Genomic DNA, 22,658 nt, shown 5'->3' with positions numbered 1-22,658 from the left:
TCGGCTTACCGGCTCCAGCCGCGGTCATCTAGCCCGCGCCAACGCGGCAAGTTGCCTGGCACATATTCGAGAGATCGCCCATGACTGATCCGATCCTGGTTACCGGCTCCAGCCGCGGCATCGGCCGGGCCATCGCCCTGCGTCTGGCCCGGGCCGGCTTCGATATCGTCCTGCACTGCCGCGCGCGGCGCGATGAGGCCGCGGCGGTGCAGGCGCAGATCCAGGCACTGGGTCGTCAGGCGCGCATCCTGCAGTTCGATGTCGCCGAGCGTAGCGCTTGCCGGACGGTCCTCGAGGCGGATGTGGCGCAGCACGGCGCCTACTACGGCGTGGTGTGCAACGCCGGGCTGACCCGCGACGGCGCCTTTCCGGCGCTGAGCGAAGACGACTGGGATCAGGTGCTGCGCACCAATCTCGACGGTTTCTACAATGTCCTGCACCCGCTGTGCATGCCGATGATCCGCCGGCGCCAGCCGGGACGCATCGTCTGCATCACCTCGGTATCCGGGCTGATCGGCAACCGCGGCCAGGTCAACTACAGCGCGTCCAAGGCCGGGGTGATCGGCGCGGCCAAGGCCCTGGCAATCGAGCTGGGCAAGCGCCGGATCACGGTCAACTGCGTGGCACCGGGCTTGATCGACACCGAGATGCTCGACGACAACCTGCCGCTGGAGGAAATCCTCAAGATGATCCCCGCCGCGCGCATGGGTACCCCGGAAGAAGTGGCCGGGGCGGTGAATTTTCTGATGTCCGAGGAGGCGGCCTACATTACCCGTCAGGTCCTCTCGGTAAACGGTGGGTTGTGTTGATGAAACGAGTCGTAGTCACCGGCATGGCCGGCATCACCTCGCTGGGCAGTGACTGGGCGAGCATCGAGGCGAACTTCCGGGCCGGCAAGAGCGGCATCCGCTACATGCACGAGTGGGATCGTTTCACGGAACTGAACACCCGCCTCGGCGGGCCAATCGATGACTTCGCGGTGCCCACGCACTGGACCCGCAGGCAGCTGCGCAGCATGGGCCGGGTGGCCAAGCTGGCGGTGCTGGCCGCCGAACGGGCGCTGGACGATGCCGGCCTGCTCGGCGACGAGTCGATCACGGATGGGCGCATGGGCGTGGCCTGCGGCTCCTCCACCGGCAGCACCGAGGACATCAAGGCCTTCGGCAACATGCTGCTCAACTCGGTGGCCGACGGCCTCAACGCCAACTCCTATATCCGCATGATGCCGCACACCACGGCGGCCAATATCAGCATCTTCTTCGGCCTCAAGGGCCGCCTGATCCCGACCTCCAGCGCCTGCACCAGCGGCAGCCAGGGCATCGGCTACGCCTACGAGGCGATCAAGTTCGGCCGCTTGCCGCTGATGCTCGCCGGCGGTGCCGAGGAACTCTGCCCGACCGAAGCCATGGTGTTCGACGCGCTCTACGCCACCAGCCTGAAGAATGACGCCCCGCAGAGCTCACCACGGCCCTATGACAGCGCTCGCGACGGCCTGGTGATCGGCGAAGGCGCCGGCATGCTGGTGCTGGAAGAACTGCAGCACGCCCTGGCCCGTGGCGCCCACATCCATGCCGAGATCGTCGGCTTCGGCTGCAACTCCGACGGCCAGCATGCCACCAAGCCGGAGCTGGTGACCATGCGCGGCGCCATGCAGCTGGCCCTGGACGATGCCGGCCTGGTGCCGGCTGCCATCGGCTACGTCAACGGCCACGGCACCGCCACCGAGCAGGGTGACGTCGCCGAATCCCTGGCCACCAGCGGCCTGTTCGGCGCACAGATGCCGATCAGCTCGCAGAAGAGTTTCCTCGGCCACACCCTGGGTGCCTGCGGCGCCCTGGAATCCTGGTTCAGCATCGAGATGATGAACTCGGACAGCTACGTACCCACCCTCAACCTCGACGACATCGACCCGGCCTGTGGCGAGCTGGATTACCTGCGCGGCGAGTTCCGCCGGATGAGCAACCAGTACGTGATGAACAACAACTTCGCCTTCGGCGGGGTCAACACCTCGTTGATCTTCCGCCGCTGGAGCTGAGAGCGGAGAGCTGGCCGGATTAGCCAGCCCCGGCAGTTAACCTGTTGCGCAACGTCAGCAGCAGGCGCCGGGAGGCAGTCGCAGTAGGCGAGAGTTTTTTCACAATTTCCCAGTAAAGCCTCATAACAAGGAGCAACCCATGAACGCCAAACCCTGGATCCTCGCCGTAGCCTGCCTGAGCCTGTTCCCAGCCGTCAGCCAGGCCCGGGACACCGCCCACTTCCTGCCGTTCGACGCCGTCGTCCAGGAGGCGCTGAATGCCGGGCGCCTGGATGGCAGCGTGAAGTTCTACCTGGCCGGCACCAAGCCGGCGGGCAAGGTCAGCATTCTCCAATCCGGGGTCACCACCAGCCAGAAGACCAACGCCTTCAACAAGAGCGACGAAGCCGCCTGCCGCTGGGTCCTGCAATCGGCCCTGATCCGCCTGCAGAACGCGGCCAAGGCGGCCGGCGCCAATGCCGTGGTGGATCTCGCCAGCAACTACAAGCACGTCGAATACAAGAACAGCCAGAAGTACGAATGCCACGCCGGCGCGCTCATGGCCGGGGTCGCCCTCAAGGGCAACCTGGCCAAGGTCCAGTAGCACTGCCGGTAGTCCTACCCCGCCTTCGGCGTCCACCGCGGCAGTTGCGCTCGGCGCCGAAGTCCCGGTCATCGCGGTATTGCCGCCGCGCTCTGCGTAGCGGCCGATATAAGGCCTTGTAGTCCCGTGTCGAGTATTTATCCAGCCGCCACAAGCCTCGGCGCCGTCCTGCTCGTACTTGCTCTGAGCGCCTGCGGCACCCTCTCGCAACAGCAGATCGATCCCCCCGAGCGCACTCAATATGCAATCGCCAACCCCGGTGACCTGCGCACCCAGGTGGATGCCCTGGCCCAGCCGCTGATCGACGGCAAGCGTACGCCCGGCATGGTGGTCGGGGTGCTGAGCGCCGATGGTCGCAAGCAGGTGTTTGGCTATGGCGTCAGCGACTCCCTCAGCGGCATCCGCCCGGACGGCGAGACCCTGTTCGCCGTGGGTTCGCTGAGCAAGGGCCTGGTCGGCAACCTCGCCGCCATGCTGGTACAGGACGGCCTGCTCGGCTGGGATGACGACCTCGAACAGCTGCTGCCGGCCGGCACGCCGCTGAGCGAGGACGCCCGCGCCATCACCCTGCTGCAACTGGCCACCCACAGCGCCGGCCTGCCGCGCCAGCCGATGACCCCGCGCACCCTCGGCTACTTCATCGAATACCTGTTCACCGGCAATAGCTTCTACCGGCATTTCGACCAAGCCTATCTGCTCGACTACCTGGCCGACTTCAGCAAGCCCAGGCAGGTGGCGCCGCAGTATTCGAATATCGGTTACGCCCTGCTCAGCCACGTACTGGAGCGGCGCAGCGGCAAGAGCATCGATGAGCTGGCCGCCGAGCGCATCCTCGGCCCGCTGCAGCTGAGCAATACCAGCTACCAGCCGCAGCAACTGGCCGGCTATGCCGAACGCGCCCGCGGGCATGCCGGCGACCAGCCGAAGTTCATCCGCCGTGGCCGCCCGGTTCCCGACTGGCAGTTCAGCGACATCCTGCACGGCTCCGCGGCGCTCTACTCCAACGCCGACGACCTGCTCGACTACGCCGCCGCGCACCTGCACGGCAGTGGCGATGCACAGCGCGACGCGGCCTTGCGCGACAGCCTGCGGGTGCGTCTCGAGCGGCCCAGGGAAGCCCCGGCGATCGCCTGGATAGTCGATACCATCCACGGCCAGCAGCTCACCTATCAGGTCGGTCTGGTGGCGGGCTATTCCAGCTACCTGGGCCTGGACAGCCGCCACAAGACCGCCGTGGTGGTGCTGCAGAACAGCTTCAACTGGAGCAACAGCATCGGCCACCGCCTGCTGCTGCGCATGGCCAATAGCCTGGACCGGCAGCAAGGCCTGGCGACCGCGCCAGGCCCCTGAGTAGGCAAGGCATAGGAAGGACATGCCGAAGGCTTGTCCGCCCTACGGCCCATCAGCGGGCCCCGTAGCCCGGATGCAATCCGGGAATGCCTTACCAGGCGCCGAACCGCCCCACTGCCTTAACGGTGATAGGCCGCCGACAGCTCGTGCACCGCCTCGAGGAACGCCCCGGCATGGGCCGGGTCGACTTCCGGGGTGATGCCGTGGCCGAGGTTGAACACATGGCCCGAGCCCTGGCCGTAGCTGGCGAGGATCCGCGCCACTTCGGCGCGGATGGCCGCGGGCTGGGCGTAGAGCACGGTCGGGTCCATGTTGCCTTGCAGGGCCACCTGGCCACCGACGCGGCGACGGGCCTCGCCGATGTCGCAGCTCCAGTCCAGGCCGAGGGCGTCGGCGCCGGTGGCGGCCATGGATTCCAGCCACAGGCCGCCGTTCTTGGTGAACAGGATCACCGGCACCTTGCGCCCGTCATGCTCGCGGATCAGGCCGTCGACGATCTTCTGCATATAGGCCAGGGAAAATTCCTGGTAGGCCGCCGATGACAGGTTGCCGCCCCAGGTATCGAAGATCTGCACGGCCTGGGCGCCGGCGAGGATCTGCCCGTTGAGGTAGCTGATGACCGACTGCGCCAGCTTGTCGAGCAGCGCGTGCATGGCCTGCGGGTTGTCATAGAGCATGGCCTTGGACTTGCGGAAGTCCTTCGACGAGCCGCCTTCGACCATATAGGTGGCCAGGGTCCAGGGGCTGCCGGAGAAACCGATCAGCGGCGCGCGGCCGTTCAGCTCGCGGCGGATGGTGCGCACCGCGTCCATCACATAACCCAGGTCTTTCTCCGGATCGGGAATCGGCAGGGCGTCGACATCGGCGGCGCTGCTGATGACTTTCATGAAGCGCGGGCCCTCGCCGGTCTCGAAATACAGCCCCTGGCCCATGGCATGGGGAATGGTCAGGATGTCGGAAAAAAGAATCGCCGCATCCAGCTGCGGGTAGCGGTCCAGCGGCTGCAGGGTGACTTCGCAGGCGAACTCGGGGTTCATCATCAGCTTCATGAAGTCACCGGCCTTGGCCCGGCTGGCGCGGTACTCCGGCAGATAACGGCCGGCCTGGCGCATCATCCACACCGGGGTGACATCGACGGGCTGCTTGAGCAGGGCACGCAGGAAACGGTCGTTCTTCAGGGCAGTCATAACAATTCCCGAGACATGAAAGGCAGTAAAAAAGTGCGGGCATTTTCGCAGACCACAAAACAAAAGGCACGGCGAGTGCCGTGCCTTTTATCCAATGCGACGATTTGCCCCGGTCGTAGGGTGCGCCGCGCGCACCCTGCCTGGCAAGGTGGTGCGCACGGCCTAGGCGGCCCCGCACACCCTACCGATCAGACGCCCAGATAATCCAGGATGCCTTCGGCGGCGTTACGCCCCTCGAAGATCGCCGTCACCACCAGGTCGGAACCGCGCACCATGTCGCCACCGGCGAAGATCTTCGGGTTGCTGGTCTGGTGCTTGAACTGCGACTGCTCCGGGGCAATCACTCGACCCTGATTGTCGGTCTGAATGCTGAACTGCTCGAACCACGGCGCCGGGCTTGGACGGAAGCCGAAGGCGATCAGCACGGCATCGGCCGGAATGATTTCTTCGGAACCTGGAATCGGCTCGGGGCTGCGCCGACCGCGGGCATCCGGTTCGCCGAGACGCGTCTCGACCACCTTGACGCCTTCGACCCGATCCTCGCCGACTATGGCGATGGGCTGGCGGTTGAAGAGGAATTTAACCCCCTCTTCCTTGGCGTTCTTCACTTCCTTGCGCGAGCCCGGCATGTTTTCTTCGTCGCGGCGATAGGCGCAGGTCACGCTCTTGGCGCCCTGGCGGATCGCGGTGCGGTTGCAGTCCATGGCGGTATCGCCGCCGCCGAGCACGACGATGCGCTTGCCCTTGGTGTCGATGAAATCTTCCGGCGACTTTTCGAAACCGAGGTTGCGATTGACGTTGGCGACCAGGAAATTCAGGGCATCGTGCACGCCTGACAAGTCTTCACCGGGGAAGCCGCCCTTCATGTAGGTGTAGGTACCCATGCCCATGAACACCGCATCGTACTCATCCAGCAACTGCTGCATGGTCACGTCTGTACCGATCTCGGTATTCAGGCGGAACTCGATGCCCATACCGCTGAAGACTTCGCGGCGATGGCTCAGCACGGTCTTTTCCAGCTTGAACTCGGGAATGCCGAAGGTCAGCAGGCCACCGATTTCAGGATTCTTGTCGAACACCACCGGGGTCACGCCATTGCGCGCCAGCACGTCGGCACAACCCAGGCCAGCCGGACCGGCACCGATCACGGCGACGCGCTTGCCGGTCGAGACGACCCGCGACATGTCCGGACGCCAGCCCATGGCAAAGGCGGTATCGGTGATGTACTTCTCCACCGAACCGATGGTCACGGCGCCGAAACCGTCATTGAGGGTGCACGCGCCCTCGCACAGGCGATCCTGCGGGCACACGCGGCCGCAGACTTCCGGCAGGGTGTTGGTCTGGTGCGACAACTCGGCGGCGGCGAGGATGTTGCCCTCGGACACCAGCTTCAACCAGTTGGGAATGTAGTTGTGCACCGGGCACTTCCACTCGCAATAGGGATTGCCGCAACCCAGGCAGCGGTGCGCCTGGTCACAGGCCTGGGCCGGCTTGAAGTTTTCGTAGATCTCGACGAATTCTTTCTTGCGCTGACGCAACAGCTTCTTCTTCGGGTCTTTGCGCCCGACATCGATGAACTGGAAGTCGTTATTCAGACGTTCAGTCATAGCAAACCTCTATACAGCAGCTGCAAGCTACAGGTTGCAAGCTGCAAGACTCATCACGTTAGCCGCACGCCTCACGCCACTTGGAGCCTGAGGCGCGCAGCTTGAAACTGCTTTATTGCGGATTGGCGCGGGTGCTGGAGAGCAGCGACTTCAGGCTTGCGGCCTTGGGCTTGACCAACCAGAACTTGCGCAGGTAATCGTCGAGGTTTTCCAGCAGGTTACGCCCCCACTCGCTGGCGGTCTCCTGCACATACTCGGCGAGCACACGCTGCAGATGGCTGCGATAGGCCTCCATCGACTCGTTGTTGATCCGCTGGATCTCGACCAGTTCATGGTTGACCCGGTCGTAGAAGCTGTTGTCCAGGTCGAGCACGTAGGCAAAGCCGCCGGTCATGCCGGAGCCGAAGTTGTAACCGGTCTTGCCCAGTACGCAGACGAAACCGCCGGTCATGTACTCGCAGCAGTGATCACCGGTGCCCTCGACCACGGCATGCGCGCCGGAGTTGCGCACGGCGAACCGCTCGCCCGCGGTGCCGGCGGCGAACAGCTTGCCGCCGGTGGCGCCATACAGGCAGGTGTTGCCGATGATGGCGCTGTCCTGGGTCTTGAACGGGCTGCCCTGCGGCGGCACGATCACCAGCTTGCCGGCGGTCATGCCCTTGCCGACGTAGTCGTTGGCATCGCCTTCCAGGTACAGGTTCAGGCCACCGGCGTTCCACACGCCGAAGCTCTGGCCCGCAGTGCCCTTGAAGCGGAAGGTGATCGGCGCCTTGTTCATGCCCTGGTTGCCATGCACCCGGGCGATTTCGCCGGAGACGCGGGCACCGATGGAGCGGTCGCAGTTACAGATGTCCAGGGCGAATTCGGCGCCGCTGGCGGCATCGATCGCCGGCTTGGCCAGTTCGACCATCTTCTCGGCCAGCAGGCCCTGGTCGAACGGCGGATTCCTGTCGACCAGACAGAACTGCGGCTTGTCGGCCGGGATGTAATCGCTGCCGAGCAGCGGGCTCAGATCCAGGTGATTCTGCTTGGCGGTCTCGCCCGGCAGAATCTCCAGCAGGTCGGTACGCCCGATCAGCTCTTCGAGGCTGCGCACGCCGAGCTTGGCCAGCCACTCGCGGGTCTCTTCGGCGACATAGGTGAAGAAGTTCATCACCATCTCGACGGTGCCGATGAAGTGATCCTTGCGCAGCTTGTCGTTCTGCGTGGCGACGCCGGTGGCGCAGTTGTTCAGGTGACAGATGCGCAGGTACTTGCAGCCCAGGGCGATCATCGGCGCGGTGCCGAAGCCGAAGCTCTCGGCGCCGAGGATGGCCGCCTTGACCACATCGAGGCCGGTCTTCAGGCCACCGTCGGTCTGCACCCGTACCTTGCCGCGCAGGTCGTTGCCGCGCAGGGTCTGGTGGGTTTCCGCCAGGCCCAGCTCCCAGGGTGCGCCGGCGTACTTGATCGAGCTCAGCGGCGATGCGCCGGTGCCGCCGTCGTAACCGGAGATGGTGATCAAATCGGCATAGGCCTTGGCCACGCCGGCGGCGATGGTGCCGACGCCGGCTTCCGCCACCAGCTTGACCGAGACCAGCGCCGCCGGGTTGACCTGCTTGAGGTCATAGATCAGCTGCGCCAGGTCTTCGATGGAATAGATGTCGTGGTGCGGCGGTGGCGAAATCAGGGTCACGCCAGGTACGGCGTAACGCAGCCGCGCGATCAGGCCGTTGACCTTGCCGCCGGGCAGCTGACCGCCCTCGCCGGGCTTGGCGCCCTGGGCGACCTTGATCTGCAGCACTTCGGCATTGACCAGGTATTCCGGGGTCACACCGAAACGACCGGTGGCCACCTGCTTGATCTTCGAGCTGCGCACCGTGCCGTAACGGGCCGGATCTTCGCCGCCCTCGCCGGAGTTGGAGCGCGCACCGAGGCGGTTCATCGCCTCGGCAATCGCTTCGTGGGCCTCGGGCGACAGCGCGCCGAGGGAAATCCCGGCGGAGTCGAAGCGCTTGAAGATGCTCTCCAGCGGCTCGACCTGCTCGAGGCTCAGCGGTTGCTCGGCCAGTTTCAGCTGCAGCAGGTCGCGGATCATCGACACCGGGCGGGTATCCACCAGGGCGCTGTATTCCTTGTATTTCTCGTAACTGCCCTGCTGCACCGCGACCTGCAGGGTGCTGACCACGTCCGGGTTGTAGGCATGGTATTCGCCGCCATAGACGAACTTGAGCAGGCCGCCCTGCTGGATCGGCTTGCGGTTGTTCCAGGCCTCGGCGGCGAGCAGTTTCTGCTCGGTTTCGAGATCGACGAAGCGGGCGCCCTTGATCCGGCTGGCCACTCCACGGAAGCACAGGTCGGTGACTTCATCGGCCAGGCCGACCGCTTCGAACAGCTGCGCCCCCCGGTAGGAGGCCACGGTGGAGATGCCCATCTTCGACAGGATCTTCAGCAGGCCCTTGGAGATGCCCTTGCGGTAGTACTTGAACACTTCGTAGAGATCGCCCAGCACTTCGCCGGTGCGGATCAGGTCGCCCAGCACTTCGTAGGCCAGGAACGGATAGACCGCCGAGGCGCCGAAGCCGAGCAGCACCGCATAGTGGTGCGGGTCACGCGCGGTCGCGGTCTCGACCAGGATGTTGCAATCGCAACGCAGGCCCTTCTCGGTCAGGCGATGGTGTACGGCACCGGTCACCAGCGCGGCATGGGCCGGCAGCTTGCCCGGGCCGATGTGGCGGTCGGTCAGCACCAGCAATACCTTGCCGGCGCGCACCGCTTCCTCGGCCTGGTCGGCCATGTTGCGCACGGCCGCTTCGAGACCGACGGACTCGTCGTAGTTCATGTCGATCAGCTGACGCTCGAAGCCTGGACGCTCCAGGGTCATCAGCGTGCGCCATTTGGCCGGGGAAATGACCGGCGAGCTGAGGATCACCCGCGAGGCATGTTCCGGCGACTCCTGGAAGATGTTGCGCTCGGCACCGAGGCAGATCTCCAGGGACATGACGATGGCTTCGCGCAGCGGATCGATCGGCGGGTTGGTGACCTGGGCGAACTGCTGACGGAAATAGTCGTACGGCGAACGCACGCGCTGGCTCAATACCGCCATCGGCGTGTCGTCACCCATGGAGCCGACCGCTTCCTGGCCCTGCTCGGCCAGCGGGCGCAGCACCTGGTCACGCTCCTCGAAGGTGACCTGGTACATCTTCATGTACTGCTTGAGCTGATCGATGTCGTAGAACGCCGAACCATGGTCGTTGTCTTCCATGGTCGCCTGGATACGCAAGGCGTTCTTGCGCAACCACTGCTTATAGGGATGGCGCGACTTCAGGCGGTTGTCGATGTCGTCGGTGCCCAGCACCTGGCCGGTTTCGGTATCCACGGCAAGGATCTGCCCCGGACCGACGCGGCCCTTGGCGATCACGTCCTCGGGCTGGTAGTCCCATACGCCGATTTCCGAAGCCAGGGTAATGTAGCCATTGCGGGTGGTGACCCAGCGCGCCGGGCGCAGGCCGTTGCGGTCGAGCAGGCAGACGGCGTAGCGACCGTCGGTCAGCACCACGCCCGCCGGACCATCCCACGGCTCCATGTGCATGGAGTTGTACTCATAGAACGCACGCAGATCGGCGTCCATGGTCTCGACATTCTGCCAGGCCGGCGGAATGATCATGCGCACGCCACGGAACAGGTCGATGCCACCGGTGACCATCAGCTCGAGCATGTTGTCCATGCTCGAGGAGTCGGACCCGACGCGATTGACCAGCGGGCCGAGTTCTTCCAGATCGAAGATCTGGTCGTTGGCGAACTTCAACCGGCGCGCCTGGGCCCAGTTGCGGTTACCGGTGATGGTGTTGATCTCGCCGTTGTGGGCGAGGAAACGGAACGGTTGCGCCAACGGCCACTTCGGCAGGGTGTTGGTCGAGAAACGCTGGTGGAACACGCAAATCGCGGTCTGCAGGCGCTCGTCACCCAGGTCCGGGTAGAACTGCTGCAGGTCGGCCGGCATCATCAGGCCTTTGTAGATGATGGTCTTGTGCGAAAAGCTGCAGATGTAGTGATCGCTGTCTGCGGCGTTGCTCACCGACGAACGGCGGCGGGCGCTGAACAACTTGATCGCGAACTCCTGATCGCTGAGCCCCTCGCCACCGATGAACACCTGTTCGATCTGCGGCAGACGCTCCAGGGCCAGACGGCCGAGCACGCTGGTGTCGATCGGCACCTTGCGCCAGCCAACCAGGCTCAAACCGGCCGCCAGAATCTCGCGATTCATGTTCGCGCGCGCGGCTTCGGCTTTCACCGGATCCTGGTTGAAGAACACCATGCCCACGGCATACTGCTTCGGCAGCTCGACCGCGAAGTGCTGCTGCGCCATCGCGCGCAGGAAGGCATCCGGTTTCTGGATCAACAAACCACAACCATCACCCGTCTTGCCGTCGGCGTTGATCCCGCCGCGGTGGGTCATGCAGGTCAGCGCTTCAATAGCGGTCTGCAGCAGGTGGTGGCTCGCCTCGCCCTGCATATGGGCGATCAGGCCGAAGCCGCAGTTATCCTTGAACTCATCAGGACGGTACAAACCTGCTTTCATAGGGACTCTCACCAGGCTGCCTCTCAAAGGCAAATCACTTTCTAATTCAAATACTTACCGTGCGCGCAGGGCATAGCGCCAGCTTTGCGCAGGCAAAACGGAGGTCATTGTACATATCCACCAAGGTCGTCACAAATCGGCGTGACGACCCACCGCAAGCTTATGTCGCGAAAACGAAGGAACCGACCGGGCAGTCATGCTACCGACCTGCAGGTCACCAGGCGCAGACCAACCCGCACCTGGCGCGCGGCCAAACAGATAGCGCCCGCTAGCGGACCTGGGCAATCTCGTGCCTGATACTGGCAAACGTCCGCGGCCAAGGCTTACCGGCCTGCACCTTGTCCGGCAAGCTCTTCAACGCGGCCTGAGCCGCCTCGCGAGTGCCGAAACTACCATAGGTCACGACATACAGCGGCTGACCTTGATGCTGCTTCTTGAAATAGTGGTACTGCGCACCGTGCTCACGCACAAACGTCTGCGCACTATCCTCTGCACGCGCACCGAGTATTTGCAGGGTGTAGCGCGAACCGGCCTGAGCAGCGTACCAATCATTGACCGCCGCAGTCTTCGCCGACGCAGTTGTTACCGCCTCCGGCTTCGGCGCAGGCGCCACCACCGGTGCTGGCTGCACGGCCGGCGCAACCGGCGCAGGCGTTGGTGCCACCGGCACTGCTGGCGGAACCGGGGCTACCGACACAATCGGCGTCTCACGCTCATCCACCAGCACACCAACAGCACTCGAACCAGCAACATCAGCGACATCCGCCTCCTCGACCCCGCTCAAGCCGGCAGCGCGAGCCAAAGGTTCGCGCATAACCGGCTGAGACTCACCCACCAGGGGCAGCGGGACGGGCTGATTGCCACCCGCGAACTCTATTGCCGGTGCGCCGGCGCCAGTAGAGCCGGAAGCGGGAACAGGCGCATCGACAACAGGTTGCTCGACCCGATCAAGTGGCAACTGCGTGGTGGCCGGCACAGGCGCGGCATCATCCGGACGGCCTTGCATCAACCAGGCCGCCAAGACCCCAAGCCCAACCACCGCCAATGCCAGCAGATGTTTGCGCGGCAGATTGATTGCAAAGCCTGCGCGCTTGGCGGCACCGCGCTGCGCCAGCATGGCCTCGATCAGGGTGTCGCGGGCAACCTGATTGATCGTCCCGGGCCAGCCCCCGGACTGCTCGTGAATGGCGGCGACCTGCTCATCCGATAACAACTCGAGCGCCCGCCCGGCGCCCTCTAATCGCTGCGCCAGGTACTCACGGGTTTCATCTTCGCTGTAAGGCTGCAATTCGATGGCATGGAAGCACTCTTCACCATCGGCCAGCAGTTCAAGTCGCGCAATCAACTCAGGTTCGGCAAACAGGAAAACATGTGGCCGCCCCTCGTTGTTGCCGGCCGCCAGAGCCAGCAAGCTGGCCAGCGCCGCATCACTCAACTGCTCCGCATCGTCGACCAGCAAGTAGACGTCCTGCCCAGTCAGGGCCAGCTGACCGACCTGCGCCAGAATCGCCTGCGGCTCCGACTGCTGCACCTGCAAGCCCTGAGCGACCTGACGCAGAATGCCCGCGGTATCGGCTGCACCCTGGGCGGAAACAACCACGCTATGCACCGCCTGCTTGTTGGTGCTGGCCACCAGCGCCTGGCGCAGCAGGGTCTTGCCGCTCCCCAGGGGGCCGCAGACCAACAACAGCAACTGGCTGTAACGAGCAAGGTGATGCAACTGCCCCAATACCGGCTTGCGCTGGGCTGGAAAAAACTTGAAACCCGGCACACGCGCCGCAAAGGGATCGTGGCTGAACTGGTAGTGATCGAGAAAAGCCTCGTCAGCATGCAAACTGGTCATTGGGCACTCATTAATGTTCAAGCTGATCCACCAGCGCTGCGTAATCTACGCTCAGCGTGGCATCCAAAATTTCGCGCGGGAACTCACTGGTCACCACGGCCTCGCCGATGTGACGCAACAACACCAGTCGCAGCTGGCCATCCAGCACCTTCTTATCAACCGCCATGTGCGCCAGAAATCGCTCTGGCGTCATGTCTTGCGGCGGCACAACGGGCAAGCCAGCCGCCTGCAACAGACGAATGCCTCGATTGCGCTCGGCCAGCGTAATCCAGCCCAGGCGCTGCGACATTTCCAGCGCCATGACAGTACCCGCAGCGACCGCCTCACCGTGTAACCAAACACCATAGCCTTGCTGGGTCTCGATGGCATGCCCAAAGGTATGCCCCAGGTTGAGCGTGGCCCGCAGCCCCGCCTCCCGCTCATCGGCCCCGACAATCCGCGCCTTGGCCGCACAGGAGCGCTCGATCGCCGCAGTCAGCGCCTCTTGATCGAGGGCCCGCAGTGCAGGCATGTGCTGTTCCAGCCAGGAGAGAAAAGGCTCGTCACAGATCAAACCATACTTGATCACCTCGGCCAGCCCCGCCGACAACTCGCGCGCCGGCAAAGTAGCCAGGCTGGTAGTATCGATCAAGACGGCTTGCGGCTGATAGAACGCCCCCACCATGTTTTTCCCTAGTGGGTGGTTGATGCCGGTCTTGCCACCCACCGAGGAATCGACCTGGGACAGCAACGTGGTCGGGATCTGGATGAAATTGACCCCGCGCTGATAACAGGCCGCCGCGAAACCGGCCATATCGCCGACAACCCCGCCACCCAGCGCGATCACGGTCGTGTGCCGATCGTGCCGTGCGCCGAGCAGGCCATCGAAAATCTGCTGCAAGATTTCCCAGGTTTTGAACGCCTCGCCATCCGGCAAGACAATCGCGGTCACCGCATAGCCGCATAGTGCGGCCTTGAGTGCATCCAGGTAGAGCGGCGCGACTGTTTCATTGGTGACGATGGCCACCTGGCGACCAATGATATGCGGCGCCAGCAAATCCGTACGACGCAACAGATCGGCACCGATATAAATGGGATAGCTGCGCTCAGCGAGATCGACCTGAAGAGTTTGCATGGAGCCCCCGATGTCAAAAGGGCTCTAGGATAGCGCAGTTCGGCCGGCGCTTTAACGGGGAGAAAGCGCTTCGAGGCACTCCAGTATCTCTTGCACCACCAAACGCGGCGGACGTTCATCGGTTTGCACGATGACATCGGCAATTTCGCGATACAGCGGATCGCGGATCGCCAGCAGATCAGCGAGCACCTTGCCCGGGTCGGCAGCGCGCAACAGCGGACGATTGCGGTCACGCGAAGTACGATCGAGCTGCTGCTCGACCGAGGCGTACAGATAGACTACTCGACCACCACGCCGCAGTGCTGCACGGTTATCCGGATGCAACACCGCACCACCGCCGGTGGCGAGCACCAGACCGTCCAATTCGCAAAGCTCGGCAATTACCGCCCGCTCGCGCTCGCGAAAGCCCTGCTCACCCTCGACATCGAAGATCCATGGAATATCGGCACCGCTGCGCTGTTCGATCTCCTTGTCGGAGTCTTTGAACAGCAGCCGCAGCTCTTTGGCAAGCAAACGCCCGATGGTGCTTTTACCAGCGCCCATCGGGCCAACAAGAATCACATTACGCATATATTTCAACGAGCTACCGATACAGCCTGAGTATTCATGATCCGCGGCGTAAGGAAAATCAACAGTTCCGACTTGCTGTCTTTGACCACATCGCGCCGGAACAGGGTGCCCAGGTACGGAATATCGCCAAGGAACGGAACCTTATCAACCGATTTGCTCTGGGTATTGGAAAACACCCCGCCGATCACGATGGTTTCACCGTCAGACACCAGGACCTTGGCATCGACCTCGTTCTTGGTGATTGCGGGTACCCCGCCGCTTGCAGCCGCATTGGAGAAGTCCGGCGCATCCTTGGTGACCTTGACCTCCATGATGATGCGGTTATCCGGGGTAATCTGCGGCGTCACCTCCAACGACAGAGCGGCTTGCTTGAAGGAGGTACTGGTGGCACCACTCGAGCTCGCTTCTTGATAGGGGATCTCCGAACCCTTGAGGATTTTTGCGGTTTCCTTGTCCGAGGTGACCACTTTGGGCTGGGAAATAACCTCGCCGTTACCGGTCTTCTCCATGGCGGACAATTCAAGATCCAACAAGGTGTTGTCGGTAATGAAACCGAGGTTCAGCCCCGAACTCGCACCGGCAGCACCCAAATCGACAAAGTTCCCCGCTTGAATCTCGAGAGGATCCGTTCCCTTGATCAGGCTATTGGTTCCGCCCACGATGAAATTGTTGTCACCAAGACTCACCCCGCGCCACTCGACGCCCAGGGCCTTGTCGTAGTCGACGTTAGCCTCGACTATTCGCGCCTCGACCATCACCTGACGCACCGGGATATCGAGTTGAGCGACGATCCGACGCAACTCATCCAGGCGCTCCTGGGTCTGATAGGCAATGATGCTGTTGGTTCTGTCGTCGACCGTGATCGAACCACGCTCGTCGGCACCGCCCTCGGCACTGGTGACCGACTGGAACAACTTGGCCATGTCGCTGGCCTTGGCATAGTTGACTTGAATCAGTTCACGGCGCAGTGGCGCCAATTCTGCGATCTGCTTCTGCGACTCAAGCTCCTGACGCTCGCGCGCGGCAATTTCATCCGCTGGCGCTACCAACAACACATTACCTACCTTGCGCTTGTCCAGGCCCTTGGTTTTCAGGACCAGATCCAGCGCCTGATCCCAGGGCACATTCTGCAAGCGCAAGGTAATATTGCCCTGCACCGTGTCACTGGCCACCAGGTTCAGATCGGTGAAGTCCGCGATCAACTGCAACACCGAACGGACGTCGATGTCCTGGAAGTTCAAGGATAACTTCTCGCCACTGTAAGCAAACCGCTCGCTCTTGCGCGTTTCGACTTCATCCTGGGTCAACGGCTTGATGCTGATGGTAAGTTTATTGTCGGCTTGATACGCCAGGTAATCATAGGACCCGGTCGGTTCAATCACGATACTCGCCTTGTCAGCCGAACCCGTTGCACTGACGAACTGTACTGGCGTAGCGAAATCCTTGACGTCCAAGCGAACGCGCAGAGCTTCAGGCAATTGGGTCTTGGCGAAGTCCAGACGAATCTTGCCACCCTGCTCTTGAATGTCAGGACTGACCGAAGCATCCGACAGGGTAATCACAACATTACCCTCGCCTTGCTCACCCCGCTGGAAATCGATATTGCTGATGGCCTTGCCTTGTGCGGCGTAGCTCTTCACTGGCGCAGCAGTACTGACAGCTGGCGCGGCAGCCGCCGGCCGAACTGACGCCGAGCTGGAGGCCCCCTCGCCAATCACGACATAAAGGTTGTTGCCATCAGTCCGCGTATTGTAGGGCGCCAGGTTGGTCAGATTGATGATCAACCGAGTTCGGTCTTTGGCCTCGACCACAGTTACGCTACGCGCATTACCCACACCCAACTCTCGGTTCTTTGCGCCCAACTTGTTGGCAACGCCCGGAAAATCCAAGGCAATACGCGCCGGCTGCTCTATCGTATAGCCACGCGGAGCAAGCACCGGCTCGTCAAACGTCAATTTCAACTCGACGCGATCACCTGGTAACGCCGAAACATCAAGCGCCTGCAAGTCAGCGGCCAGCAATGCCGGCGACAGCAGCAGCGCCAATAGAGAGATACCTAGATGCGATAAGGGGCTATTCATTCTTGGGTTCCGTTGGGCAGACCGGTTATTTTTTTTCATGATCATTCCGCTCATTCAAGAGCGCTCCTTGAGAGAGAGGCTGCGCGGGCGCTCGAGCCAGCCACCTTCACCATCTGGAACGATCTCAACAACATCGATTTTTGCTTCATCTATCGCCACGATGCGGCCGTAATTTCGACCTAGATAATCCCCCACCTTGACGCGATGAACCCCTCCCGCCCCATTCACCAAAGCAAACACACCGTTAGCATTGGCAAGCGTGCCGACCATTTCGAAGACCTCGATATTGAAAGTCTCGAGGAACTGTTTGACCCGCGCTTCATCCGGCTTAATTTCCTGCGAACCCTTTTGACGACTTACCATATCGATCTTGACGGGCGGCTGAAATGGGCTACGCAGAGAAGAGGCCCCATAGGTGAACGCTTCGTAGGGTTGAAACTTTGGCAAGGGCTCGATAGAGCCTTTCGGCCTGGCGCGAACCTCATCCATGAATGCCTGCAGATCGGAAAAATCGTTTCCTGAACCACACCCCTGCAAAAACGACAACAAACAGACAGATACAGCCAAACGAAGAGTCTTCATTTATCCATCCCTTTATCGTTATAACGATATGTCTTCGCCATAACACTCATCCGAATGACAGAAGCGCTCTCCGTGCTAACCGGTTTAGTTTCGAAATCATGCAACGTCACAATTCGCGGAAGGCTGGCGACACCACTGACAAAGGTCGCCAGGTCATGATAACCACCCACCACAACCACCTGGATCGGAAGCTCTATATAGAATGGCTGCGTCACTTCAGGCAGCAACTTGATCTCTTCGAACTCAAGACCGCTACCCAGACCGGTACGCGTAATGTCTTCCAGCAGGCCGGGCACCTCGGTATCGCTCGGCAGTTGGCGCAAGAGAGCACCGAAGGAAATTTCCATCTCCTTCATCTGCTCTTTATAGGCCTCCAGGTTTGCCGCCTGAAAAGCCTTGCTGGAAAACTGCTGTTTGAGGGTTTGCTCCTCTCCCTGCGAACGCTCCAGACTGGCTTGTAAATCCTTCAGATGGAAGTTATAACCAAGCGCCAGCATTACCACGAAAAACAAAACAAAAACGACGCCTTTGATAACGGGCGGCCATGAACCAATATTATTCAGATCAAGATTACTGAGTTCAATCTTGCGCAAGTTCTCGATGGATTCAGCCAGGCTCATTTTTCATCACCTTCTACCGGGGCAACGCCAGGCTGCGTTTGTTTAACCGTCAGCTGAAATACATTGGCCTGATCCAAAGCACCTGCGGTGGTGGCTTTGACTTGCGTCAAGTTAGGCGCATCCAACCAATCGGATGCGTCCAGATTACGCATCAAATTGGACACCCTATTGTTGGACTCGGCCGCCCCCACAATTGCAATATTCTTGCCCGTCATTTTGACGCTATTGAAATAAACACCATCCGGCAAAGTCCGCACCAGCTGGTCGAATACGCGTCCAATGATCGGCCTGTTGCCCTGCAAGTCCTGAATAATCTTCATACGCTCCAGCAACTGCTGGCGTCGCGTTTTCAACTCGCTAATTTCCTTGATGCGCGCATCCAGCACTGCAATTTCTTTGCGCACGAACTGGTTGCGTGCATTTTGCTGTTCGATTGCACCACTCAGATACTGATCACCAAGGAACACCGCACCGGCAGCGACCGCCACGACACCGACGAGCGTCACCAGAAAGCGCTGCTTGCGCTCCTCGCGTAACTGCTCGCGCCATGGAAGAAGGTTAATCCGCGCCATTAATCGAAACTCCTCATCGCCAGACCACAGGCAATCATCAATGCCGGAGCATCACTGGCCAATGCCCCAGCATTGACCCTGCTGCTCAGCGCCATGTCCGCAAAGGGATTGGCAACCAGGGTTTGCGTGCCAATCTTTTGCTGAATCAGACGATCGAGGTCGGGAATGGAGGCCGTTCCGCCAGCCAGAAGGATGTAATCGACATCATTGAACTGGCCTGCAGCAAAGAAGAATTGCAGGGAGCGCGAAACTTGCTGCACGACCGCTTCCTTGAACGGCTGCAATACTTCGCTGTCGTAGTCATCGGGAAGACCACCCTGTTTTTTCGCAAGACCGGCCTCCTCCACGGACAGGCCGTAGCGCCGCTGGATTTCCTCGGTGAGTTGCTTGCCACCGAATAGCTGCTCGCGCGTGTAGATAGTCCGCCCGTTGTGCAGCACGCTAAGCGTGGTCATGGTTGCACCAATATCGACCACAGCCACCGTCAGTTCGTCATGCCCGCTACCAAGCTGCTCCGTGAGCAGGCCATATGCACGCTCCAGGGCATAGGCTTCGACATCGACCACTTTGGCGACCAACCCGGCCAAGGCCAGGGCGGCCTCGCGAACCTCTACGTTTTCCTTGCGGCAGGCTGCCAGAAGCACCTCAACCCGCTCGGGATTACGCGGCGAAGATCCTTGCACCTCGAAGTCGATAGCCACTTCCTCAAGCGGATAAGGAATGTACTGATCGGCTTCGATCTTCAGCTGATTCTCGAGATCATCGTCGGAAAGACCGGCTTCCATCTCGATGGTCTTGGTGATCACCGCGGAGCCAGCGACCGCGACAGCAACGGATTTCACACCGGTCTTGGCTTTGGCCAGCACACGCGAAAGCGCCTGCCCGACCCCCTCAAGTTCGGCAATGTTTTTCTCGACCACCGCATTTGGCGGGAGCGGCTCTACAGCGTAAGCCTCTACTTTGTAGCGGCTTCCTGAGCGACTCAATTCGAGGAGCTTGACGGAGGTCGAACTGATATCGATCCCCAACAGCGTATTCGCTTTCTTATTGAAGAGCCCTAGCACGACCGATTTCCTATTGGCATCCGCGACTTACGGACTATTTATGTTTTTTCACATTAAATAACAGTCTTGACAGAAGCGCAAATGGATCCCCGGGAAAAAAAACGCTTATAATGTGATCAGTTTTTCCCTTTTCGCATTGCCTTCCGCTTAACTCATTCTTTTATCTGGAAATCCAAAAATCTTGATGCGTTTGTTGAAGTTCATCTGCTGGTCTGGTCTCGCCACTTTTTGTGCGCTGTTACTCAGTCTGAGCGGCGCTTTTCTCTATCTCAGCCCCAGCTTGCCATCCGTTGAGTCGCTACGCAGCATCCAGTTGCAGATCCCTCTACGGGTATACAGCAACGATGCCAAGCTGATCGCGGAATTTGGCGAAATGCGCCGATCGCCGATCAAGTTCGACGACATCCCTCCCGACTTCATCGGCGCCCTGCTTGCCGCTGAAGACGACAACTTTGCGAACCATTATGGCGTCGACCTTACCAGCTTGATGCGCGCTGCCACGCAAATATTGAAAAGCGGGCACATCCAGACTGGTGGCAGCACCATCACCATGCAGGTGGCGAAGAATTTCTTCCTGTCCAGCGAGAGAAGCTTCTCGCGCAAGATCAATGAGATCCTCCTGGCCCTGCAGATCGAGCGTGAATTGAGCAAGGATGAAATCCTCGAACTCTATGTCAACAAGATCTACCTCGGCCACCGCGCTTACGGAATCGAAGCCGCCGCCCAAGTCTATTACGGCAAATCGATCAAGGAGCTCAGCCTAGCCCAGCTGGCAATGATTGCAGGCCTGCCGAAAGCGCCTTCACGCTTTAATCCGCTGACCAACCCCACCCGTGCCAAGGAACGCCGTGACTGGATCCTCGGCCGCATGCACATGCTCGGCAGGATCGACCAGCAGAGCTATGAAACCGCCCTGGCCGAGCCTAACGACGCCAGCCACCACGCACCGGCCCCCGAAGTCACCGCCCCCTATGTAGCAGAAATGGTCCGTGCAGAAATGGTCGGTCGCTATGGCAGCGAGGCCTACACCGAAGGCTTCAACGTCACCACCACCGTGCCGAGCGACCTGCAAAACGCGGCCAACACCGCCGTTCGCGAAGGCTTGATCGCCTATGATCAGCGTCATGGTTACCGCGGCCCGATACGCCGTCTGCCTGACATGGACAAACAAGCCTGGCTGAGCGAACTGACCAAACAGAACTCACTGGGCGGCCTTGAGCCGGCGATCGTCAGTCAAATCGAAAAAAGCGGCATCCTCGTGCTGTTGCGCAGCGGCGTGGAAGAGGCGGTCGCCTGGGACAGCATGAAATGGGCGCGGCCCTTCCTCAATACCAACAGTCTCGGCCCCCGTCCGCAGCAACCCGGCGATGTCACCCAGGTTGGCGACCTGATTCGCGTGCAACGCCAGGACGATGGCAGCTTGCGCTTCGTCCAGCTCCCACAGGCACAGAGCGCGCTGGTCTCGCTTGACCCAGATAACGGCGCGATCCGCGCGCTGGTCGGCGGCTTCTCATTCGAACAAAGCAACTACAACCGTGCCGCACAAGCCAAGCGCCAACCAGGCTCCAGCTTCAAACCCTTCATCTACAGCGCCGCACTGGACCGTGGCTACACGGCCGCGAGCCTGGTGAACGATGCACCTATCGTGTTCGTCGACGAATACCTCGACCAGGGCTGGCGCCCGAAAAACGACAACAACACCTTCCTCGGCCCGATCCGCCTGCGCGAGGCCCTGTATAAATCACGCAACCTGGTGTCGATTCGCCTGCTGCAAGCAATCGGCATCGACTATGCCCTGGACTACGTCAGCCGCTTTGGCTTCGACAAGCAGGAATTACCGCGCAATCTGTCCCTGGCGCTCGGCACCGCCAACCTGACACCACTGGAAGTTGCCGGCGGCTGGACCGCGTTCGCCAACGGTGGTTATAAAACCCAGCCCTACCTGATCGAACGTATCGACAGCCGTTACGGTGAACCACTGTTTATCGCCAACCCCGCCAGCACGCCAAGAGCCATCAGCACCCCAACCGCTAACGAAGTCGATGCAGCAACCATCACCAACGGCAGCGAGACTGCCCCCGAGCAAGCGCTGGCTACCGAGCCTGCTATTGCCGAACGCATCATCGACGAACGCACCGCCTATATCATGACCAGCATGTTGCAGGACGTGATCAAGCGCGGCACCGGTCGCAGAGCCATGGCTCTGGGGCGCAATGACCTGGCAGGAAAAACCGGCACCACCAACGAGTCCAAAGACAGCTGGTTCTCCGGCTACAACGCCGATTACGTGACTACCGTGTGGGCCGGTTTCGATCAACCGGAAAGCCTCGGCAAGCATGAGTACGGCGGCACCATCGCCCTGCCGATCTGGATGAATTACATGGCCAGTGCCCTCAAAGACAGCCCCAGTCATGCCCCCGCGGAACCCAAAGGCCTGCTGACCCTGCGCATCGACCCCTATAGCGGTCGCGCCGCCGTGCCAGGCACCGTTGACGCCTACTTTGAACTGTTCAAGAGCGAAGACTCGCCGCCACCGATGAGCGAACTGGATCCAGGCCTTCGTGCTCCGGGCAGCCCGCTACCAGCCGACGAATCGGCACCGATCGACTTGTTCTAGAGAAGTGACGGCAAGCGACCGAATCAGGCTTTACTTTTGCGCTTACGGCTCGAAACTATAAAGACTCTGGGCCCGTTAACCATTGAGCCGAACCGCGACCTTGTAGGCGCGAATTTATCCGCGAATTTCGCGGCTGAAACTGCTCCTACAAGGAACCCTCGCGCCATCTGTAGGAGCGGCGGGGGCGCCCAGTTCCATGGCCGCTAAAGTGTCCGGCCGTGCGCGGATCGCGGGCATGGCCCGCTCCTACAAGGAATTGCCGCATGCAACAG

The 22,658-nt window shown here is 61.2% G+C and carries 16 protein-coding genes; 5 read left to right on the top strand and 11 right to left on the bottom strand.

The features are described 5' to 3' along the window. Positions 1-80: 80 nt before the first annotated feature. From fabG to G9C89_RS00620, 4 genes are all read left to right on the top strand, one after another. Positions 81-809: a 3-oxoacyl-ACP reductase FabG gene (gene fabG / locus G9C89_RS00635; RefSeq protein WP_172143427.1), complete on the top strand. Its 729-nt coding sequence runs from the start codon at positions 81-83 to the stop codon at positions 807-809. Then, positions 809-2,035 carry a beta-ketoacyl-ACP synthase gene (locus G9C89_RS00630; RefSeq protein ID WP_172143426.1) on the top strand — a complete coding sequence of 409 codons (1,227 nt, stop codon included), beginning with the start codon at positions 809-811 and terminating at the stop codon, positions 2,033-2,035. The genes fabG and G9C89_RS00630 overlap by 1 nt, the downstream gene beginning before the upstream one ends. A gap of 139 nt (positions 2,036-2,174) precedes the next feature. Then, positions 2,175-2,618 carry an excinuclease gene (locus G9C89_RS00625; RefSeq protein ID WP_172143425.1) on the top strand — a complete coding sequence of 148 codons (444 nt, stop codon included), beginning with the start codon at positions 2,175-2,177 and terminating at the stop codon, positions 2,616-2,618. Between the two features lie 126 nt (positions 2,619-2,744). Beyond that, entirely contained in the window at positions 2,745-3,968 is a 1,224-nt protein-coding gene (locus G9C89_RS00620; protein WP_218575903.1) for a serine hydrolase domain-containing protein, read from the top strand. Between the two features lie 119 nt (positions 3,969-4,087). On the opposite strand, the gene hemE is transcribed toward G9C89_RS00620, so the two are convergent. From hemE to G9C89_RS00565, 11 genes are all read right to left on the bottom strand, one after another. After that, a complete protein-coding gene (gene hemE, locus G9C89_RS00615) occupies positions 4,088-5,155 on the bottom strand; it encodes a uroporphyrinogen decarboxylase (RefSeq protein ID WP_172143424.1) in 1,068 nt (355 codons plus the stop codon). Positions 5,156-5,343: 188 nt separating this feature from the next. Further along, entirely contained in the window at positions 5,344-6,762 is a 1,419-nt protein-coding gene (locus G9C89_RS00610) for an FAD-dependent oxidoreductase (RefSeq protein ID WP_172143423.1), read from the bottom strand. Between the two features lie 112 nt (positions 6,763-6,874). Beyond that, entirely contained in the window at positions 6,875-11,323 is a 4,449-nt protein-coding gene (gene gltB / locus G9C89_RS00605) for a glutamate synthase large subunit (protein ID WP_172143422.1), read from the bottom strand. Between the two features lie 268 nt (positions 11,324-11,591). Continuing rightward, positions 11,592-13,166, bottom strand: coding sequence for an SPOR domain-containing protein (locus G9C89_RS00600; RefSeq protein ID WP_172143421.1), 1,575 nt, complete (start codon positions 13,164-13,166; stop codon positions 11,592-11,594). A gap of 10 nt (positions 13,167-13,176) precedes the next feature. After that, positions 13,177-14,280: a 3-dehydroquinate synthase gene (gene aroB / locus G9C89_RS00595; RefSeq protein WP_172143420.1), complete on the bottom strand. Its 1,104-nt coding sequence runs from the start codon at positions 14,278-14,280 to the stop codon at positions 13,177-13,179. Between the two features lie 51 nt (positions 14,281-14,331). Next, positions 14,332-14,850, bottom strand: coding sequence for a shikimate kinase AroK (gene aroK, locus G9C89_RS00590; RefSeq protein WP_172143419.1), 519 nt, complete (start codon positions 14,848-14,850; stop codon positions 14,332-14,334). Between the two features lie 5 nt (positions 14,851-14,855). After that, on the bottom strand, positions 14,856-16,931 hold the full coding sequence (gene pilQ, locus G9C89_RS00585) for a type IV pilus secretin PilQ (RefSeq protein WP_172144759.1): 2,076 nt from the start codon (positions 16,929-16,931) through the stop codon (positions 14,856-14,858). Between the two features lie 54 nt (positions 16,932-16,985). Then, positions 16,986-17,513, bottom strand: a complete 528-nt coding sequence (gene pilP, locus G9C89_RS00580; RefSeq protein ID WP_172143418.1) for a type 4a pilus biogenesis lipoprotein PilP — start codon at positions 17,511-17,513, stop codon at positions 16,986-16,988. After that, positions 17,510-18,133: a type 4a pilus biogenesis protein PilO gene (gene pilO / locus G9C89_RS00575; RefSeq protein WP_172143417.1), complete on the bottom strand. Its 624-nt coding sequence runs from the start codon at positions 18,131-18,133 to the stop codon at positions 17,510-17,512. Before pilO ends, pilP begins: the two co-directional genes overlap by 4 nt. Then, the gene (gene pilN / locus G9C89_RS00570) at positions 18,130-18,705 is read right to left on the bottom strand and encodes a type 4a pilus biogenesis protein PilN (RefSeq protein WP_172143416.1); all 576 of its coding nucleotides are present in this window, start codon (positions 18,703-18,705) and stop codon (positions 18,130-18,132) included. The genes pilO and pilN overlap by 4 nt, the downstream gene beginning before the upstream one ends. Next, positions 18,705-19,769: a pilus assembly protein PilM gene (locus G9C89_RS00565; protein WP_172143415.1), complete on the bottom strand. Its 1,065-nt coding sequence runs from the start codon at positions 19,767-19,769 to the stop codon at positions 18,705-18,707. Before G9C89_RS00565 ends, pilN begins: the two co-directional genes overlap by 1 nt. Positions 19,770-19,953: 184 nt before the next feature. Here G9C89_RS00565 and G9C89_RS00560 point away from each other — a divergent pair, with 184 nt between their 5' ends. Continuing rightward, entirely contained in the window at positions 19,954-22,386 is a 2,433-nt protein-coding gene (locus G9C89_RS00560; RefSeq protein ID WP_390623754.1) for a penicillin-binding protein 1A, read from the top strand. Positions 22,387-22,658: the final 272 nt, after the last annotated feature.

Source organism: Pseudomonas tumuqii (assembly GCF_013184545.1).
Lineage (GTDB): Bacteria > Pseudomonadota > Gammaproteobacteria > Pseudomonadales > Pseudomonadaceae > Aquipseudomonas > Aquipseudomonas tumuqii.
The sequence above is the reverse complement of the archived record's forward strand: the minus strand, read 5'-3'. Positions and strand labels throughout refer to the sequence as shown.

Excerpts from the sequence above, each read along its gene's own strand:
- fabG (WP_172143427.1), top strand. The coding sequence starts at position 81 with ATGACTGATCCGATCCTGGTTACCGGCTCCAGCCGCGGCATCGGCCGG.
- G9C89_RS00630 (WP_172143426.1), top strand. The coding sequence starts at position 809 with ATGAAACGAGTCGTAGTCACCGGCATGGCCGGCATCACCTCGCTGGGC.
- G9C89_RS00625 (WP_172143425.1), top strand. The coding sequence starts at position 2,175 with ATGAACGCCAAACCCTGGATCCTCGCCGTAGCCTGCCTGAGCCTGTTC.
- hemE (WP_172143424.1), bottom strand. The coding sequence starts at position 5,155 with ATGACTGCCCTGAAGAACGACCGTTTCCTGCGTGCCCTGCTCAAGCAG.
- G9C89_RS00610 (WP_172143423.1), bottom strand. The coding sequence starts at position 6,762 with ATGACTGAACGTCTGAATAACGACTTCCAGTTCATCGATGTCGGGCGC.
- gltB (WP_172143422.1), bottom strand. The coding sequence starts at position 11,323 with ATGAAAGCAGGTTTGTACCGTCCTGATGAGTTCAAGGATAACTGCGGC.
- G9C89_RS00600 (WP_172143421.1), bottom strand. The coding sequence starts at position 13,166 with ATGACCAGTTTGCATGCTGACGAGGCTTTTCTCGATCACTACCAGTTC.
- aroB (WP_172143420.1), bottom strand. The coding sequence starts at position 14,280 with ATGCAAACTCTTCAGGTCGATCTCGCTGAGCGCAGCTATCCCATTTAT.
- aroK (WP_172143419.1), bottom strand. The coding sequence starts at position 14,850 with ATGCGTAATGTGATTCTTGTTGGCCCGATGGGCGCTGGTAAAAGCACC.
- pilQ (WP_172144759.1), bottom strand. The coding sequence starts at position 16,931 with ATGAATAGCCCCTTATCGCATCTAGGTATCTCTCTATTGGCGCTGCTG.
- pilP (WP_172143418.1), bottom strand. The coding sequence starts at position 17,513 with ATGAAGACTCTTCGTTTGGCTGTATCTGTCTGTTTGTTGTCGTTTTTG.
- pilO (WP_172143417.1), bottom strand. The coding sequence starts at position 18,133 with ATGAGCCTGGCTGAATCCATCGAGAACTTGCGCAAGATTGAACTCAGT.
- pilN (WP_172143416.1), bottom strand. The coding sequence starts at position 18,705 with ATGGCGCGGATTAACCTTCTTCCATGGCGCGAGCAGTTACGCGAGGAG.
- G9C89_RS00560 (WP_390623754.1), top strand. The coding sequence starts at position 19,954 with ATGCGTTTGTTGAAGTTCATCTGCTGGTCTGGTCTCGCCACTTTTTGT.